The sequence below is a fragment of the Nostoc sphaeroides genome (assembly GCF_003443655.1).
Lineage (GTDB): Bacteria > Cyanobacteriota > Cyanobacteriia > Cyanobacteriales > Nostocaceae > Nostoc > Nostoc sphaeroides.
The window spans coordinates 565,797-581,000 of sequence record NZ_CP031941.1 but is presented as its reverse complement, the minus strand read 5'-3'; the positions used below and the strand labels follow the sequence as shown (position 1 = coordinate 581,000).

Sequence of the window (15,204 nt, the reverse complement as noted above, 5' to 3'; positions counted from 1 at the left end):
ATGAGAGTTGAATTAACTCTCATAAGCATTATGAACGCTGAATTTTATCTTTTTGGCTAATGAAAATTAGACCAACTGTAACGGGGATCACAACAATTGCAGTACCCCATAACAGACTCCAAAGAAAATTTGCTAAAGAAGGCGTCATACTTCTAAACCTTTTTTTACACACTTCATCCTAATTTTAATAGTGTATTACTTTCTTGAGAAGCCTTTAACTATGAACTGCCAAACTTGGTAACTGCTGTGGGGAGTTTGCTTTTCTATTGCAGAAGTAAGTGGCAGCATTTGGTTAAAATGATGATGAGAGTGCTTTACAAAGCTTCAAATTTTGTGGCGTTAGCGAAGCGCGGCTTGCCGATCGCCTAAGTTTTTCTTTCTTTACGATAGATAGTAGCTTAAACCGATGACTGGTGTTGACCTGACTGCTTGGATTCTTGGCCCTGTATTAGGGCTGATGACATTTTTATTTATATTTCGGATCATTCTCACTTGGTATCCGCAAGTGAATCTGAATCGTTTGCCCTTTAATTTAATAGCTTGGCCCACCGAACCATTTTTAGTGCCATTGCGAAAACTGGTACAACCTATAGGCGGAGTGGATATTACACCTATTATTTGGGTTGGTATCTTTAGTCTGGCGCGAGAAATATTACTAGGTCAGCAAGGATTACTGACAATGCTAGCTCGTGTGAATTAGGCATGGGGCATTGGGAATGGGGCATTGGGCATTGGGCATTGGAAGAGAATTTTTAATTCCTAACTCCTAACTCCTAACTCCCCACTCCTAACTCCTAACTCCCCACTCCCCTAGCCGTTCATCTCCTGCACAAAATTTGTATAGACATTACCCTGCAAAAATTGTGGAGTTTCCATAATTCTTTGATGAAACCCAATGGTGGTAGGTAGTCCAGTGATGGCACATTCCCGGAGTGCGCGTTTCATGCGGTTAATAGCAGTGGGTCGGTCTGGGCCCCAAACAATTAACTTGCCGATCAAAGAATCGTAGTAAGGCGGGATTTGGTAATCTGTGTAAACGTGGGAATCAATGCGAACGCCAGGGCCTCCAGGGGGAAGATAGCCACTAATCCGTCCAGGAGAAGGGCGAAAGTCATGATCTGGGTCTTCAGCGTTGATCCGGCACTCAATCGAATGACCTCGTAATACTACTTGCTCTTGCGTAAGCTTGAGTCTTTCCCCTTGAGCAATCCGAATTTGTTCGGCAACCAAGTCTATTCCAGTAATCATCTCTGTTACAGGATGTTCTACTTGAATCCGGGTGTTCATTTCCATAAAGTAGAATTTACCGGATCTATCCAAGAGAAATTCGATAGTACCCGCCCCACTGTAATTGATGAATTGGGCAGCTTTGACAGCAGCTTGTCCCATTTTCTCACGCAAGTCTTGGTCAAGAGCCGGACTTGGTGCTTCTTCTAGTAGCTTTTGATTCCGGCGCTGAATTGAGCAATCCCGTTCGCCCAAGTGGATGACATTACCGTAGTTATCCGCCAAAATTTGAAATTCGATGTGGCGGGGACGTTCAATAAATTTTTCTATATAAACGCCAGAATTACCAAAAGCTGCTCCTGCTTCCCCTTGGGCTGCCAGGAAAAGTTTGACAAATTCATCTTCAGAACGAACTAGGCGCATACCCCGCCCACCACCACCGGCTGTGGCTTTGATCATCACTGGATAGCCGATTTCCTTGGCGAATTTTAATCCTTCTTCCTCGGATTCTACCAACCCCTCACTACCTGGTACTGTCGGAACTCCAGCTTTTAGCATGGTTTCTTTGGCAGTGGATTTATCGCCCATCAGCTTGATAGCTTCTGGAGTTGGGCCGATAAAAGCAATATGATGGTCAGCACAAATTTCCGCAAACCGGGCATTTTCTGCCAAAAAGCCATAACCTGGATGAATGGCAGTCGCATTGCGTGTCAGTGCGGCAGCAATAATATTGGGAATATTCAAATAACTTTTACTGCTAGCAGGTTCGCCAATGCAAACCGCTTCATCAGCAAGTTGGACGTGGAGAGCATTCCGGTCAACGGTGGAGTGAACCGCGACTGTTGCAATCCCCATTTCTTCACAGGCGCGGAGAATGCGAAGGGCGATTTCTCCCCGATTGGCAATTAATATTTTGTCAAACTTCATTTTTTAGTTTCGATATCATTACCAGTAGATTGACATTTTCTCTGATCCAACTTGAAACGACGCTTCCGCATTATTTAAAATTATCACAGGAGATTCGCCACCCTGACTCTAAGCAAACTCGCATATTGCAGGCTTGCTGCCTCTACGAGTCTTACTACACTAACAACATTGCTGCTGTAAGTCTTGGCTAGCTTACTAAACTGGGCTTTTGCGATCCGCGATCGCCACCGGAAAGGGCGGGTACGCCATCGCACCGCACCTCCCACAGTCGATCTACCCTTTTTAATATCACTTGTGCATCTGCTAAATTTCTGTCAGTCTGATACCGCCTTGAGGAAATTTATATTTTTGAGAAATATAACTTTAAATATCACCTTACTATAATTAGTTTCTTATGCTATAGTTTATGTTTAGAGATTCCGTGCGGATGTGGCGGAATTGGTATACGCGCACGCTTGAGGTGCGTGTGGGCAATGCCCTTGGGAGTTCGAGTCTCCCCATCCGCATATTTTGTTGATTAGTCAAGGGTCAATAGTCAAAGGTCAATAGACCTTAGACTGTTGACCCTTAAATTTAGAGGGTCATTAGTCATTAGTTATTGGTCATTAGTCAAAGGACAAAGCCCAAAATCTCTTGCGAGATTAGACACTTTGCGCCTTGCCCAGGCATCAGAAATTTGTAACAGAGGACAAATGACAAATGACAAATGACAAATGACTCTATGGTTTTTTATGCTTTTATAGAGATACGTGAAGTTTTGTAAAAAGCATTGAGTATTACTTTTACGCCGACAAACAACTTAACACTGCCAGCAGCTTGGCATCGCCTCACTCCGATTTGGCAAGGAGGGGAGGAAGTGATTCAAAAAAGTTTACCTCATACTCAGCTAGCACCTGCTTGGCAGCTAATGCTTTTGGGTGACGGCTCTCCAACACGTCACCTAGAATTGCTTACAGGTGAGCCTGTAGAAGTAGATGTCATTGATATGTCATTGATTGGCATGGACTTAGATGGCGCTCCTGATTTAATTCAAGCTGTACCAGGCCCACGACTACGGCGACAAGTGTGGCTGCGGACTGCTTCTGGTCAACGATTAGCCTATGCTACTTCGTGGTGGGAAGCCAGTCATGTAGATGAGTATTTGCAAAATCGCTCATTACCAATTTGGGCGAGTTTAGCTCGTCTTCGCACAGAGTTGTATCGGGATGTTCGAGGGATTTACTATGGTGACTCATCGGCGCTAGAGTCTGGTTTTGATGTAACTGGGCCTTTTTGGGGTCGCCATTACTTGTTTTGGCATCATGGACAGCCATTAACTTTAATTTATGAAGTTTTTTCGCCTTATTTAACTAAATATTTGGGAGCTATGCAATTAAATTAATGAGTTTTCGGTGATGGTTTGTCGTTGTTGTGCGATCGCATCCTCTCTAAAATAGAATCATTCCCCAAGTTCAACCATGATTCAACTCAAAACCCAACTCACCCTCGAAGAATTTCTCGCACTTCCCGAAGGAGATATTACTTACGAACTCATTGATGGAGAAGCTGTTCCTAAATTCAAAAACGATGAGATGGCACCAAAATTTTTTCATAGTTCTATAACAGGTGCATTATTTATACTATTGTCTGCATGGGCGCAAGGAAAGGGGCGAGTTGTAATTGAATGGGCAATTAAGCTAACACGAAATCAACAAAACTGGGTTCCTGTAGCAGATTTGACTTATATTTCTTATAACCGTCTTTCTGCTGATTGGTTCCAAGATGAGGCTTGTCCTGTTGCACCCGAATTAGTCATTGAAATTATCTCCCCCGGTCAAACTTTCGGAGAAATGACCGAAAAAGCCACTGATTATCTAAAAGCTCAAGTTCAACGAGTTTGGATTATTGATTCTAGAGCAAAAACTATTACCATTTTTTATCCTGATATTCTCCCTCAAACCAAACGTGGTACTGAGAGTTTAGAAGATTCCTTATTTGAAGGGTTGCAAATTACACCTCAAGAAATTTTCCAACAAGCAAGAATTTCCTGCTGATGTTTAGTAAGAAAGACACGAGGAAAGATTTAATGAATACTGTTGTGCTAAATCTAGAACCGATTGCTCATTTAAGCGATGAGCAATTTTATCAATTGTGTATTGCCAATCGTGATTTAAGCCTGGAAATGAATGCATCTGGAGAATTAATAATTGTGCCACCAGTAGGAGGAGAAAGCGGAAATCAAGAAGCTGGACTGATCGCTGATTTAGAAATTTGGAATCGTCAAGCTAAATTAGGGAAAGTTTTTAGTTCTTCAACTATCTTTATACTTCCCAACGGTGCAAAACGTTCTCCTGATGCTGCTTGGGTAAAATTGGAGCGATGGGAAGCTTTAACACCAGAACAACGAAAAAAATTTCCGCCACTTGTACCCGACTTTTTGATTGAATTGCGATCGGAGACAGATCGCCTTGCACCAATTCAAGAGAAAATGCAGGAATACATTCAAAATGGTCTGCGTTTGGGTTGGCTGATTAATCCTCAAGATCGTCAAGTTGAAATTTACCGACTTTTGAAAGCTGTAGAAGTTATACAAATGCCAGCGATTGTTTCTGGAGAAGATATATTACCTGGATTTGAGTTACAGGTATAAGTAAATGATAAGCCGACGGTATAGCTTTGCGATACCGCATTGTCCCAAAAAATACTGCGCTTATAGGCCAATACGCTTGGGTTAGCGCCAAGAACCTTAAACTGCGTAGGTTGGGTTGAGGAACGAAACCCAACATTTTCGGTGTTTTGTTGGGTAACACTAAAGCTCAACCCAACCTACGATTATCCTTAACCCAAGCGTATTGGCTTATAGGCGCGATCGCGTACCTGCCCTTTCCGGTGGCGATCGCATATCGCAACCGAGCATTTCCGACAGAGAAATTAATCTAAAGGAAACGTCCTACGAAATTCAACAAAGCGTGTTAAAAATGGTAACTGAACTAAAAACACAGCTTTTGAAAGAGTAGGGAAGGTTGATTACCAAAGTATCATCAACATCTAGGGTGGAAAAATTTAATATAATTAGCTGTTCTAAAGAATGGTTAAACCTGTTGGTGTACTTGACTAATCAAGCAAGTAATAAGTTTGCAAGTATAAGGTATAGGTTTCAATGGCACCGCCTCTTGTGTCTGTTCCGATGAAGAAAAATAAGAAACCGTCTCTGGTGCTGACGCTCTCGGCTGCTGGGCTATTGATTGGTGCGGGAAGTGCAGCATACTGGTTATTAAGCCAGAGACAACGATCTTCTAGCGATTTGCTAGTGGGTGCAAATATTATTCCTGGTGATGCCCTATTTGCGGTTTCTCTGACAACAGATCCCCAGCAGTGGCAGAAATTGCGGGAGTTTGGCACAAAAGAAACCCAAGCAGAACTGGACAGAAATTTAGTAGAATTGCGCGATCGCTTTCTCACTAATAATGGTTACGACTTCCAGAAAGATATCGCTCCTTGGGTAGGTAATGACGTTACAATCGCAATTCTTGCCCCAGCAATAGCAAGTAAACCTGCACCCAAACCAGTTACCACCAATGAAGATGCTGTCAGTGATCAGCAGTCGATGGTAATGGTATTACCAGTGAAAAATCCAGAAATCGCCAAAAACATTTTGGCACAACCCAAAACCCTAAAACAAGGCAAATGGATTGACCGTATTTATCAAGGAATCGCCATTAAACAAAGTGAGGGACAAGCAGGAGAAAACATCTGTGCAGCATTACTAGATGGGCGTTTTTTAGTTATAACTGATAGCCCCAAAGCCACAGAACGAGCGATCGATGCTTATAAAAATCAAACATCCCTAGCGACAACAGGGGGCTTTGCTGAGAATTTGCCAAAAATTGCCAACTACCAACGCTTTGGCCAGTTTTACGTAAATGTGCCAACAGCAGCTAAAATAGCCGCAGCTTCTCCAAACCGCCCAATACCAGCTCAAGTTTTGGCTCAACTGCAAAATAACCAAGGTTTAGCGGGGACAATGATCTTAGAGGCAGAAGGAATCCGGTTCAAGGGCGTTTCTTGGTTAAACCCTAATAGTCAACGGGTGCTGGCGGTAGAAAACAAAGCTGGGCAAATGCAAAGCCGCCTACCAGCAGAAACCTTAATGATGCTTTCGGGGGGAAACTTACAGAGGTTGTGGGGAGATTACGTTTTAACATCTCAAGGAAATCCCCTCTCGCCGATCGCACCAGAACAACTTAGAAATGGGATAAAATCTCTTACCACTCTCGATTTAGATAAGGATTTGCTCAGTTGGATGAAAGGCGAGTTTTCCTTATCACTAATTCCTACTACTCCCAAACAAGGTTCACCAGATGATTTTCGTATGGGTTTGGTGTTCATGGTACAGGGAAGCGATCACAATTCAGCTGAAACATCCATAAAACAGCTGGATGACGTGATGAGAAATCAATACCAGTTCCAAGTCCAACCGGCGAAAGTCGCAGGGCAACCCGTTGTTAACTGGGTTTCACCCTATGGTACCTTAACTGCAACCCACGGCTGGTTAGATGGAGATGTCGCCTTTCTAGTAGTGGGCGCTCCCGTTACTGAGAAAATTCTTCCCAAACCCAACAACACACTAGCTAGCACGATCCCCTTCCAAAAAACAGTTCCTACAGATCCAAATCCGACAAATGGTCAATTTTTCCTGGATGTGGAACGAACTGTGAAAAATTTTCCTTTACCAACTCTAATTCCCAATCAACAAGCTTGGCTTGATGCAACGCGCTCAATTGGCATGACATCCGCCGTCAGCGACAGTCGCAGTAACATCTACGACATTTTTCTAACACTCAAAAAAGTTAGTAACACGACTCCCTTGCCTAGTCCAGAAAGTAATAAGAACAACTCTGTTAAATAGGGGAGTGGGGAGTAAGAATTTTAGATTTTAGATTTTGGATTTTGGATTAAATTTTAATCTAAAATCCAAAATTTAATTGCCCCATTCCCGATTCCCCTCTAACCATATAGGATCAGAACAGTCAGAATCGATATTTTAAATCATCCACGGAGAGAAGACTTTATGAATTTGGTTGTACTCCAGAACTGGCTGGACAATGCCTCCTTTGCCATTTTATTTCTAACAATGCTGGTGTATTGGGGAGGAGCGGCTTTTCCGAATCTGCCTTATCTAGCCGCTTTGGGGACAGCTGGGATGGCGATCGCTAATTTGTGCATAGCTACTCTATTAGGGGCACGATGGATCGAAGCTGGTTACTTTCCCTTAAGTAATCTCTATGAATCCCTGTTTTTCTTAACTTGGGGAATTACCGCAGTCCATCTAATTGCTGAAAATAGTAGCCGTAGCCGCTTAGTAGGAGTTGCAACAGCTCCGGTGGCAATGGCTATTACTGCTTTTGCTACTATGACACTACCATCCCAGATGCAAGCGTCAGAACCCTTAGTACCTGCCTTGAAGTCAAATTGGCTGATGATGCATGTCAGCGTTATGATGTTGAGTTATTCTGCTTTGATGGTGGGTTCGTTATTAGCGATCGCTTTTTTAGTTGTGACTCGCGGTCAAAATATTCAACTACAAGGCAGTTCTGTTGGTACTGGTGGCTATCGCAGCAACGGCTACCGCTTAAACAAAGCATCTGAACTAATTTCTCAATCACCAGCCCCTGCTGTCGAAAATAACGGCTTTGCCCGTTTTGAAAGTAGTAGCAACGGCAACGGTAACGGTAACACTGCTGTTTTGAATTTAATAACTACCCCTGAATCTCAAGCTGTAGCATCTGCCGAACCCCTTTCACCCCAGCGCCTTAGCCTTGCCGAAACCCTCGACAACATCAGCTATCGCATCATCGGACTAGGATTTCCCCTGCTGACAATTGGCATTATTGCCGGTGGCGTTTGGGCTAACGAAGCTTGGGGTTCCTACTGGAGTTGGGATCCCAAAGAAACTTGGGCATTAATTACCTGGTTAGTGTTCGCCGCCTACCTTCACGCCAGAATTACTCGTGGTTGGCAAGGGCGCAGTCCCGCAATTTTAGCCTCCACCGGCTTGCTTGTGGTTTGGGTTTGCTATCTGGGTGTGAATCTTTTGGGTAAAGGTTTACATTCTTACGGTTGGTTTTTCTAAAAACCTCACTAAGACAGTACTGAGTGTTGAGTATTTTACTTTTACTCATAACTCAGCACTTAGTAAAATCCCACGTAAAACTATGGTGAGTTAAGTATTTAAGTTGAAATGCAGAGGGGTGAAGAGTTTTTCTTCGCCCCTTTGTGCAATACAAAAATTATTACGATAATAATTAACGACTAATGCTCAATGACCAAATTATCATTTTATTTCGGATGAACTGTTATATCTCTGGAAAATATAGATTTATTGACAGGAGATTTTTATGGAAGATGGATTCGAGAGACTAAACCATGATGAAGTTGTGTCTATAGAACCAGACACTTTTAATAAGTTAAATATTGCTAAAACTTTTAAAGTCCGTGATTTGATTACAGCAATTAAAGAATATATTGGAGCAGACGAGGCAGATGAAGTAAATTTGTATACCCAAGGATTAAATTGTGAGGTTTTGCAATTCAGTACTCAGGGGTGGAAAAAAGGAAAAGTTAGACTTGCTTTAGAATTTTGTCCTGAAGATTCGGAATCACCACTTGATGAAATTTTTCAAAGACTCAAACAAGTAGAAAATTAATATCCAATGAGCAAAAGATCCCCGACTTCTTTAAGAAGTCGGGGATCTGATTCTCTCACCTGAATTGCTATCAAAATCTATTAATGAAATAAATCCCATAATCACGAAGACGCGATAAATCGCCGTCTCTACAAAGGAATGATTATTGTAGAGACGGCGATTTATCGCGTCTTTTGCCTTAACCGAACAACATTGCGAGGTTCACAAATGAAGCTCCGAGGTTCATCAACGAAGCTCTGAGGTTCATTAACGGAGTTCAAAGACTCATTCACGAGTATCAAAGACTCGTCCATGAGTATCAAAGACTCATTCACGAGTATCCAAAACTCATTCACGAGTATCAAAGACTCGTCCGCGAGTATCAAAGACTCTCGCGCGAGTATAAAAGACTCGTCCACGAGTATAAAAGACTCGTCCGCGAGTATCAAAGACTCATTCACGAGTATCAAAGACTCTCGCGCGAGTATAAAAGACTCGTCCACGAGTATTAAAGACTCATTACAGCAATTTTGATTTATTTAGAAAACACTCTCGCGTTCTTCTTTGCGCCTTTGCGTGAGACAAAAAATCTTTCCGTCCTGTAATTACGAATTACGAATTACGAATTACCCATTACCCTATCAAGACTTGCACTCACACTTTCAGCATCCGGTGACTTCAATCGCTGCAAAATCTCTAAAGCTGGTTGCAAATAGGATATCGCTTTAGTGTATTCACCCTGCTGTTCTGCCAAATATCCTAACCACCACAGAGTCATTGCTTTGCCTTGGACATCACCAATGCTTTCAAATATTTCCAAAGACTGATTGAAAAGTGCGATCGCTTGATCCACTTCCTCTTGTTGGCGTAGATATATCCCAGATTGTTCAACGTCATCGCTTTGGTTAGGACATTACCAATGCGTTCATTTATTTCCAAAGACTGATTGTAGAGTGCGATCGCTTCATCCACTTCCCCTTTGTTGGCGTAGATCATTCCCAGTTGGTGCAAAGTTACGGCTTTACCTTGGACATTACCAATACGTTCAGTTATTTCCAAGCACTGATTGTAGAGTGCGATCGCTTCATCCATTTCCCCTTTGTCATCTTTCAGCATCCCAAAATGATTATAAATTAATGCTAATTCTCGTTCGTCTTCTGCGGGACAAAGATTTAAAGCTTGTTCGTAATAGTTTAATGCTTGATCAACCTCACCTATTTGGTGTTCACAATAAGCAATTTCTCTGAGAACACTATGGTTTTTAGTAATTTCTAAAGTTGATTTGCACAGATGTATTGCTTCTCGAAATCGACTTTGATTCCACAAGCGGTTCGCCAATGAACTACCTATTTTCCCTGCAATTTCTTCATCCTTCCCCAGCAAAGCCAAGCGATGAATTTCTAAGTCTTGTACCTCCGTAGAACTTTCCACCTCTTCCCACCACAGGCGATACAAAATTTGTGCAGCTTGTTTATACAACTCTTCACCCTTGGGGTTTTCTGGAAACTCTAGCAACGGTGACAAAATCCGGGGAACACGATACAACCTCTCTGTGTTGTTGGTGAGGGTAACTTCCAACAAACCCAAAATTTCAGCGCGTTGAATATGACTTTCCCAACTTGAGATATCCTCACAAATCGGGGAAATAGCAGCTAGAGGAACAGGTAACTCATACACCAACAACTTCCCCAGCATAAGACGCAAAGCTGGAGTTTGCTGCTTCAGCAATTCCTGTGCCAAAATATCCTCACGAAATTCCTTTTCCTTATCTGCCATCTTTTGCAGAATCATCTCAACTCCCCTCTCGGCTTCTGGCGACTTCGGGGAATTTTGCAAAATCTGATCTAACCATTCCAACAGCCGAGGATTTCCATCTGCTGCTTGTTTGGCACGTTCCGGCAAATCTGGCTGAAATTGCCAACTGCCATTAAACGAATCCAGACGATTATACTTTTTAATTAAATCTGCCCCAGCCAAAGCACCCAGAGGTTCGAAGTTAAGATTTGAAACGGTATTAGCAATGTAGGAGCATCATTATCAATTACTTTAAGTCCTTTTTTAGCAGGTGAACAATATGGTTCAGACTCCAGTTAAAAAACTAACTTTTGAAGAGTTTCTAGAGCAATACCCTGATGGTGGCATTTACGAACTGATCGATGGAGTGATTATACCAGTGGAGGCAACTAGAGCGCATAAGAATGTCGCAAGGTTTTTAATGCTTGCTTTCAATGATGAAATTAGACGCTTGGGACTTGAATATATTGCTGACAAAGATATCATCATCAGGACGTTTACTGATGCTGGGCAAGAACAAGGCAGAAATCCAGATGTAAGCGTAGTTAGTGCATCACAGTGGAACAGTAATGTTTTAGCTTATGGGGCGCTGATTGAGCCGATTCAACTTGCTGTAGAAGTTACCTCAACAAACTGGGATGATGATTATGTTGACAAATTAGATGAGTATCAGCGACTTGGTATCATTGAATATTGGATTGTGGATTATCTAGCGATCGCTTCTCGTGCTTATCTCGGTAATCCCAAACTCCCCACGGTTTTTGTTTACCAATTGGTTGAGGGCCACTACCAAGTCCAAAAGTTTACCGGCAATGACCGCATTCTCTCTACTACTTTCCCCGAACTAGCGTTAACTGTTAAACAAGTTATTGCTGCAAGTCAAATCCAAAAACTATGAGAAGTTCTAAAAATGGTATGGACTCCTCTACATGCAAAAATCCATCGCACCATGCGATCGCGTCACTTATTTGAACGCAACCAGCGTTTATTAATCGCTGTCTCCGGCGGACAGGATTCTCTGTGTTTAATAAAATTACTTTTAGATTTACAATCCAAATGGGGATGGAATTTAGGTATTGCTCACTGCGATCATCGTTGGCGTTCTGACTCCGAAGCTAATGCTAACCACGTCGAAAACTTAGCTAAAAGTTGGGGTGTATCCTTTTATTTAGAAACAGCGAAGGAATCTATAAATAGTGAGGCTGCTGCACGCGATTGGCGCTATCAAGCTTTAAGTGCGATCGCCAAAGCAAATAATTATCAGTATATTGTTACAGGACACACCGCCAGCGATCGCGCCGAAACTCTCCTCTACAATTTAATTCGCGGTACTGGTGCTGATGGCTTACAAGCCCTAACTTGGCAACGCCCTCTAACTACAGGCATTATGCTAGTGCGTCCACTGTTAGAAATTACTCGCTCACAAACAGAGCAATTTTGTCAAGAATTTAAATTGCCAATTTGGGAAGATTCCACCAATCAAGATTTGCAATACGCCCGCAACCGCATTCGCCAAGAGTTATTACCATATTTGCGGATAAATTTCAACCCTCAAGTAGAATCAGCCTTAGCCCAAACAGCAGAACTTCTCCAAGCAGAAGTGGAATATTTAGAAAAAGCTGCCCAGCAGTTACGGGATGAGGCATTGGGCATGTGTGATGAAAAATTACCTCTTTCTCCCCTACTCCCCACTCCCCACTCCCCACTCCCCTTACGCTTAAATCGTCGGGTATTGCAGAAAGCACCATTGGCGTTGCAACGTCGGGTGATGCGTCAGGTATTGCAGCAAATACTGGCTGATGCCCCCAGTTTTGAACACATCGAGAAATTAACGGCTTTAATTATAGCGCCCAACCGATCGCAAACCGATCCATTTCCTGGTGGTGCGATCGCTCAAGTAGAAGGCGACTGGATTTGTTTGAAATAATTATTTCAAGTCTTTTTGTTATCAGTGACGATGCACATTATTAGTTTTAGAATCTTAAGAGAATATGCAGAAAACCATGCAGATTGTCAGGAAGCATTAAGCAATTGGTATAAAGTTGCTACTAAAGCGAAATGGTCAAATTTAGTTGAAGTACAGCAAATTTTTATTAAAGCTGAAGCTGTTGGTAACTTTACAGTATTCAATATTAAAGGAAATAAATATCGCTTGATTGTTAGTATAGATTATGAAGGACAGTTAATTTATATTAAATATATCCTCACTCATGCTGAATATGATAAGGAGAACTGGAAAAATGACCCTTACTTTTAATCCAGAGAAATACAAGGAATTATTAACAGCTTATCTTCCCAAGCTGATAAAAAGTGAAGTTGAAAATGAGCAAGCTTTAGGAATAGTGGAAGATTTAATGCATCGGGAACGCACCCCAGAAGAAGACGAACTTTATCAGTTATTAATTACTTTAATTGAAAAGTTTGAACAAGAATATTATCAGCTAACCCAGCAGAATAATCCTTTATCTATGTTGTTATTTATTTTAAAGGAATCTGAGATAAGTAGAGATGATTTAGTAGCGCTTTTAGGGACAGAAGATTTGCTTGATAATATTTTAAATGGACAAGAGAAGATAAATACAGAACAAGCGCGTAAGCTGGGAGATTTTTTTAATGTAGAATCTAGTTTATTTATGGAATAATAACGAAGTTCGTAGTTTGGCTAAAGCCCAAAAAAATAAGTTAGGGCTAAAGCCTAACTAAATAGCAGAGAAATACTATATAATATTTGATTTCATAAAAGCCCCAGAACTTGTTAAGAGGCTAATAATTGTGGCTGAGACATTAAACTTTGGAGAGTATGACGCAACTGAGCGATCGCTTGGACTTGATAATCACCAGTTTCCTGGAATTGATCCAAAGATTCTCTAATTCCTTGCAGCTTTTGCCGTAATCCATCTAGACAATCCTGAATTGGTTGTAGTGCTTCTTGATAGAGATTCACTCGACCACAACATTGGGCAGTTGTTCTTCGTAGAGATAGCAAGTTTTCCTCGATCGCTTTCAGTTCTTGGCGCTTTTCGTCTAAATCGTGAGTTTGATTGTCAATCATTCCCTGATTTAGCTCAATACCAGAACGAATCTGATCAATTTCACGTTCTAGCTTTTGGACTTCCTGTGAATATTGTTGTCGCTGGGTTTCAATTTGTAACAGAATCGGTTCTAAATTAACTTTATTACCCTCTTCTTCTTCAACAACAGTATGTCCTTGTCGCCGTAGCAATACAGCTTGGTGTTGCTTGAGAAACTTTTGATGCTGCAACATATTGCGGCGTTGCCCCACCAAACTGGAGTTTAGCATCTGATAGAGGTCTTTTTCATCTGTTAGTTCCAGTTGCAAATTGATATGGTCTTGGTCAGATGCGTGATTTAATTTAGTTTGCAGTTCTTCTATAGCTTCTTGTTTATATTTCAATTCTTGTTCTTGATCATGAACAAAGCTAGCATCTATTTCTAACTTATACTGCAAATCTTGCACTATCTTTTGCAGTTCTTCTAAAGGCATTTTATCTAAAGCTTCCACATCAGCTTGCTGGCCGATAATTACACCACCAGACGCGGACAAAGAGTGAATCTGTTGATATAACTCTTCGGCGTTTCGTAGCTGCTCTTTGATTATCCGAACATACTCTTGCTTGCTGCTAAGGTCTGCTGTATTTATTTGCAATTGGGCTGTGTGCTGGACTAGAGAATTTTGTGCTTGTTGCAATGCATTTTGGCGATCGCTAAAGGTTTGTGACAAACGCTCCACTTCTTCTTGCTGTTGTGCGATCGCAATTTTTTGCTCCTCCAGTTTTTGCCAGTGCGGGGTAAGAGTCGCTTGCTGCTTTTCGACCAATTCAAAGGCCAGATGCAGGTGTTCTCTGACTGCTTCCGTGGGAGCAACACGACTAGACAAGCGATCGAGTAACTCACTCATTACCCGACTTTGCTCCTCATCTAAAACCGTCCCCTGTTGGAAATCTGCAAGACGTTCCTCCAAGCGGCGCTGCTCACCCCGCAAATGCTCCCAAGCGCCTTCCAATTCTAGGCGGTTGCGCTCAACTTCTGTTTGTAACCGTTCAATTTCCTGGCGGGATGTGTCAACTTCCTGTTTTTGCTGCTCCAGTTGTTGCAACTCATCCTCCATATTTTGCAACTGTTCTGAGCGCACTTCCATGTCCATTTCCCGGCGATTCAACTCTTGCGCCTGAAACGTTAGCGATTGCTTCCACTGATCAATTTCATCTTCCTTGAGCTTAAATTTCTCCAATTGGCGGGAAAAATTCTGCAAAATGTTGACTAGTGGCCGCCCTGCTTCTTGAATCCGTTGTACTTGACGATTTGGATTCAGTTCAACCAGTACCAAAGCACCATCATTTAATTTGCTTGCGTCCTCGGCGCCAATCACTTCTTCTGACACAGTACTCCAATTCTGGTCAGTTCGCTGACAAGCCAATAGCTTCAGTTCAGTTTTGCCACCGCCACTGAGTAAACCACCTTTCTGTTTTTGTACTTCTGCTAAATACAGCACACCGTTAGTCCTTTATTGATGCACTTAAAGTTTATGTTTTGGGATATACCTTAAATAATTCTGTTAACTTGTCTCGCT

18 protein-coding genes and 1 tRNA gene are annotated in these 15,204 nt (G+C 42.0%); 13 read left to right on the top strand and 6 right to left on the bottom strand.

Annotated features, from left to right (window positions below; genetic code table 11):
• Positions 1-28: 28 nt before the first annotated feature.
• Entirely contained in the window at positions 29-148 is a 120-nt protein-coding gene (gene psbX, locus D1367_RS02745; RefSeq protein ID WP_012412183.1) for a photosystem II reaction center X protein, read from the bottom strand.
• A gap of 258 nt (positions 149-406) precedes the next feature.
• Between psbX and D1367_RS02740 the strand changes: the two genes are divergently transcribed.
• Positions 407-700: a YggT family protein gene (locus tag D1367_RS02740; RefSeq protein ID WP_118162549.1), complete on the top strand. Its 294-nt coding sequence runs from the start codon at positions 407-409 to the stop codon at positions 698-700.
• A gap of 110 nt (positions 701-810) precedes the next feature.
• On the opposite strand, the gene accC is transcribed toward D1367_RS02740, so the two are convergent.
• On the bottom strand, positions 811-2,154 hold the full coding sequence (accC, locus tag D1367_RS02735; protein ID WP_118162545.1) for an acetyl-CoA carboxylase biotin carboxylase subunit: 1,344 nt from the start codon (positions 2,152-2,154) through the stop codon (positions 811-813).
• A gap of 423 nt (positions 2,155-2,577) precedes the next feature.
• Between accC and D1367_RS02730 the strand changes: the two genes are divergently transcribed.
• From D1367_RS02730 to D1367_RS02700, 8 genes are all read left to right on the top strand, one after another.
• Positions 2,578-2,660: transfer RNA gene (locus D1367_RS02730), tRNA-Leu, on the top strand.
• 263 nt (positions 2,661-2,923) lie between these two features.
• Positions 2,924-3,535, top strand: coding sequence for a chorismate lyase (locus D1367_RS02725; protein ID WP_118162543.1), 612 nt, complete (start codon positions 2,924-2,926; stop codon positions 3,533-3,535).
• Between the two features lie 76 nt (positions 3,536-3,611).
• A complete protein-coding gene (locus tag D1367_RS02720) occupies positions 3,612-4,187 on the top strand; it encodes a Uma2 family endonuclease (RefSeq protein ID WP_118162541.1) in 576 nt (191 codons plus the stop codon).
• A gap of 32 nt (positions 4,188-4,219) precedes the next feature.
• A complete protein-coding gene (locus D1367_RS02715) occupies positions 4,220-4,783 on the top strand; it encodes a Uma2 family endonuclease (protein WP_118162539.1) in 564 nt (187 codons plus the stop codon).
• Positions 4,784-4,932: 149 nt separating this feature from the next.
• Positions 4,933-5,073 carry a hypothetical protein gene (locus D1367_RS30380; RefSeq protein ID WP_181985045.1) on the top strand — a complete coding sequence of 47 codons (141 nt, stop codon included), beginning with the start codon at positions 4,933-4,935 and terminating at the stop codon, positions 5,071-5,073.
• Positions 5,074-5,293: 220 nt separating this feature from the next.
• Positions 5,294-7,042: a DUF3352 domain-containing protein gene (locus D1367_RS02710; RefSeq protein ID WP_118162536.1), complete on the top strand. Its 1,749-nt coding sequence runs from the start codon at positions 5,294-5,296 to the stop codon at positions 7,040-7,042.
• Between the two features lie 162 nt (positions 7,043-7,204).
• Positions 7,205-8,266, top strand: a complete 1,062-nt coding sequence (gene ccsB / locus D1367_RS02705; protein ID WP_118162534.1) for a c-type cytochrome biogenesis protein CcsB — start codon at positions 7,205-7,207, stop codon at positions 8,264-8,266.
• Between the two features lie 265 nt (positions 8,267-8,531).
• A complete protein-coding gene (locus D1367_RS02700; RefSeq protein ID WP_118162532.1) occupies positions 8,532-8,840 on the top strand; it encodes a KGK domain-containing protein in 309 nt (102 codons plus the stop codon).
• A gap of 161 nt (positions 8,841-9,001) precedes the next feature.
• On the opposite strand, the gene D1367_RS02695 is transcribed toward D1367_RS02700, so the two are convergent.
• From D1367_RS02695 to D1367_RS31995, 3 genes are all read right to left on the bottom strand, one after another.
• Positions 9,002-9,322: a hypothetical protein gene (locus D1367_RS02695; RefSeq protein ID WP_181985044.1), complete on the bottom strand. Its 321-nt coding sequence runs from the start codon at positions 9,320-9,322 to the stop codon at positions 9,002-9,004.
• A 116-nt stretch (positions 9,323-9,438) separates the two neighbouring features.
• Entirely contained in the window at positions 9,439-9,672 is a 234-nt protein-coding gene (locus tag D1367_RS32000; RefSeq protein WP_244944977.1) for a tetratricopeptide repeat protein, read from the bottom strand.
• Positions 9,594-10,796 (bottom strand): tetratricopeptide repeat protein, encoded by a 1,203-nt coding sequence (locus D1367_RS31995; protein ID WP_228674661.1) that lies wholly within the window; start codon positions 10,794-10,796, stop codon positions 9,594-9,596. The genes D1367_RS32000 and D1367_RS31995 overlap by 79 nt, the downstream gene beginning before the upstream one ends.
• A 97-nt stretch (positions 10,797-10,893) precedes the next feature.
• Here D1367_RS31995 and D1367_RS02680 point away from each other — a divergent pair, with 97 nt between their 5' ends.
• The 4 genes from D1367_RS02680 to D1367_RS02665 are packed head-to-tail and all read left to right on the top strand — an operon-like array spanning position 10,894 to position 13,255.
• Positions 10,894-11,511 carry a Uma2 family endonuclease gene (locus D1367_RS02680; RefSeq protein WP_118162530.1) on the top strand — a complete coding sequence of 206 codons (618 nt, stop codon included), beginning with the start codon at positions 10,894-10,896 and terminating at the stop codon, positions 11,509-11,511.
• Positions 11,512-11,523: 12 nt separating this feature from the next.
• Entirely contained in the window at positions 11,524-12,540 is a 1,017-nt protein-coding gene (gene tilS / locus D1367_RS02675) for a tRNA lysidine(34) synthetase TilS (protein ID WP_118162528.1), read from the top strand.
• Between the two features lie 30 nt (positions 12,541-12,570).
• Positions 12,571-12,870, top strand: a complete 300-nt coding sequence (locus D1367_RS02670) for a type II toxin-antitoxin system HigB family toxin (protein ID WP_118162526.1) — start codon at positions 12,571-12,573, stop codon at positions 12,868-12,870.
• Positions 12,854-13,255, top strand: a complete 402-nt coding sequence (locus tag D1367_RS02665; protein ID WP_118162523.1) for a helix-turn-helix domain-containing protein — start codon at positions 12,854-12,856, stop codon at positions 13,253-13,255. Before D1367_RS02670 ends, D1367_RS02665 begins: the two co-directional genes overlap by 17 nt.
• Before the next feature lie 113 nt (positions 13,256-13,368).
• Here the strand turns inward: D1367_RS02665 and hmpF are convergent, their stop codons facing one another.
• Complete coding sequence (hmpF, locus tag D1367_RS02660; RefSeq protein WP_118162521.1) at positions 13,369-15,126, bottom strand: pilus motility taxis protein HmpF; 1,758 nt, start codon at positions 15,124-15,126, stop codon at positions 13,369-13,371.
• Positions 15,127-15,204: the final 78 nt, after the last annotated feature.

What these genes read in the sequence shown, in the direction of transcription:
- D1367_RS02665 (WP_118162523.1), top strand. Translation starts at nt 12,854, where the DNA reads ATGACCCTTACTTTTAATCCAGAGAAATACAAGGAATTATTAACAGCT.
- psbX (WP_012412183.1), bottom strand. Translation starts at nt 148, where the DNA reads ATGACGCCTTCTTTAGCAAATTTTCTTTGGAGTCTGTTATGGGGTACT.
- D1367_RS02700 (WP_118162532.1), top strand. Translation starts at nt 8,532, where the DNA reads ATGGAAGATGGATTCGAGAGACTAAACCATGATGAAGTTGTGTCTATA.
- D1367_RS02680 (WP_118162530.1), top strand. Translation starts at nt 10,894, where the DNA reads ATGGTTCAGACTCCAGTTAAAAAACTAACTTTTGAAGAGTTTCTAGAG.
- D1367_RS02740 (WP_118162549.1), top strand. Translation starts at nt 407, where the DNA reads ATGACTGGTGTTGACCTGACTGCTTGGATTCTTGGCCCTGTATTAGGG.
- D1367_RS02710 (WP_118162536.1), top strand. Translation starts at nt 5,294, where the DNA reads ATGGCACCGCCTCTTGTGTCTGTTCCGATGAAGAAAAATAAGAAACCG.
- ccsB (WP_118162534.1), top strand. Translation starts at nt 7,205, where the DNA reads ATGAATTTGGTTGTACTCCAGAACTGGCTGGACAATGCCTCCTTTGCC.
- D1367_RS02670 (WP_118162526.1), top strand. Translation starts at nt 12,571, where the DNA reads ATGCACATTATTAGTTTTAGAATCTTAAGAGAATATGCAGAAAACCAT.
- D1367_RS02720 (WP_118162541.1), top strand. Translation starts at nt 3,612, where the DNA reads ATGATTCAACTCAAAACCCAACTCACCCTCGAAGAATTTCTCGCACTT.
- tilS (WP_118162528.1), top strand. Translation starts at nt 11,524, where the DNA reads ATGGTATGGACTCCTCTACATGCAAAAATCCATCGCACCATGCGATCG.
- D1367_RS02715 (WP_118162539.1), top strand. Translation starts at nt 4,220, where the DNA reads ATGAATACTGTTGTGCTAAATCTAGAACCGATTGCTCATTTAAGCGAT.
- accC (WP_118162545.1), bottom strand. Translation starts at nt 2,154, where the DNA reads ATGAAGTTTGACAAAATATTAATTGCCAATCGGGGAGAAATCGCCCTT.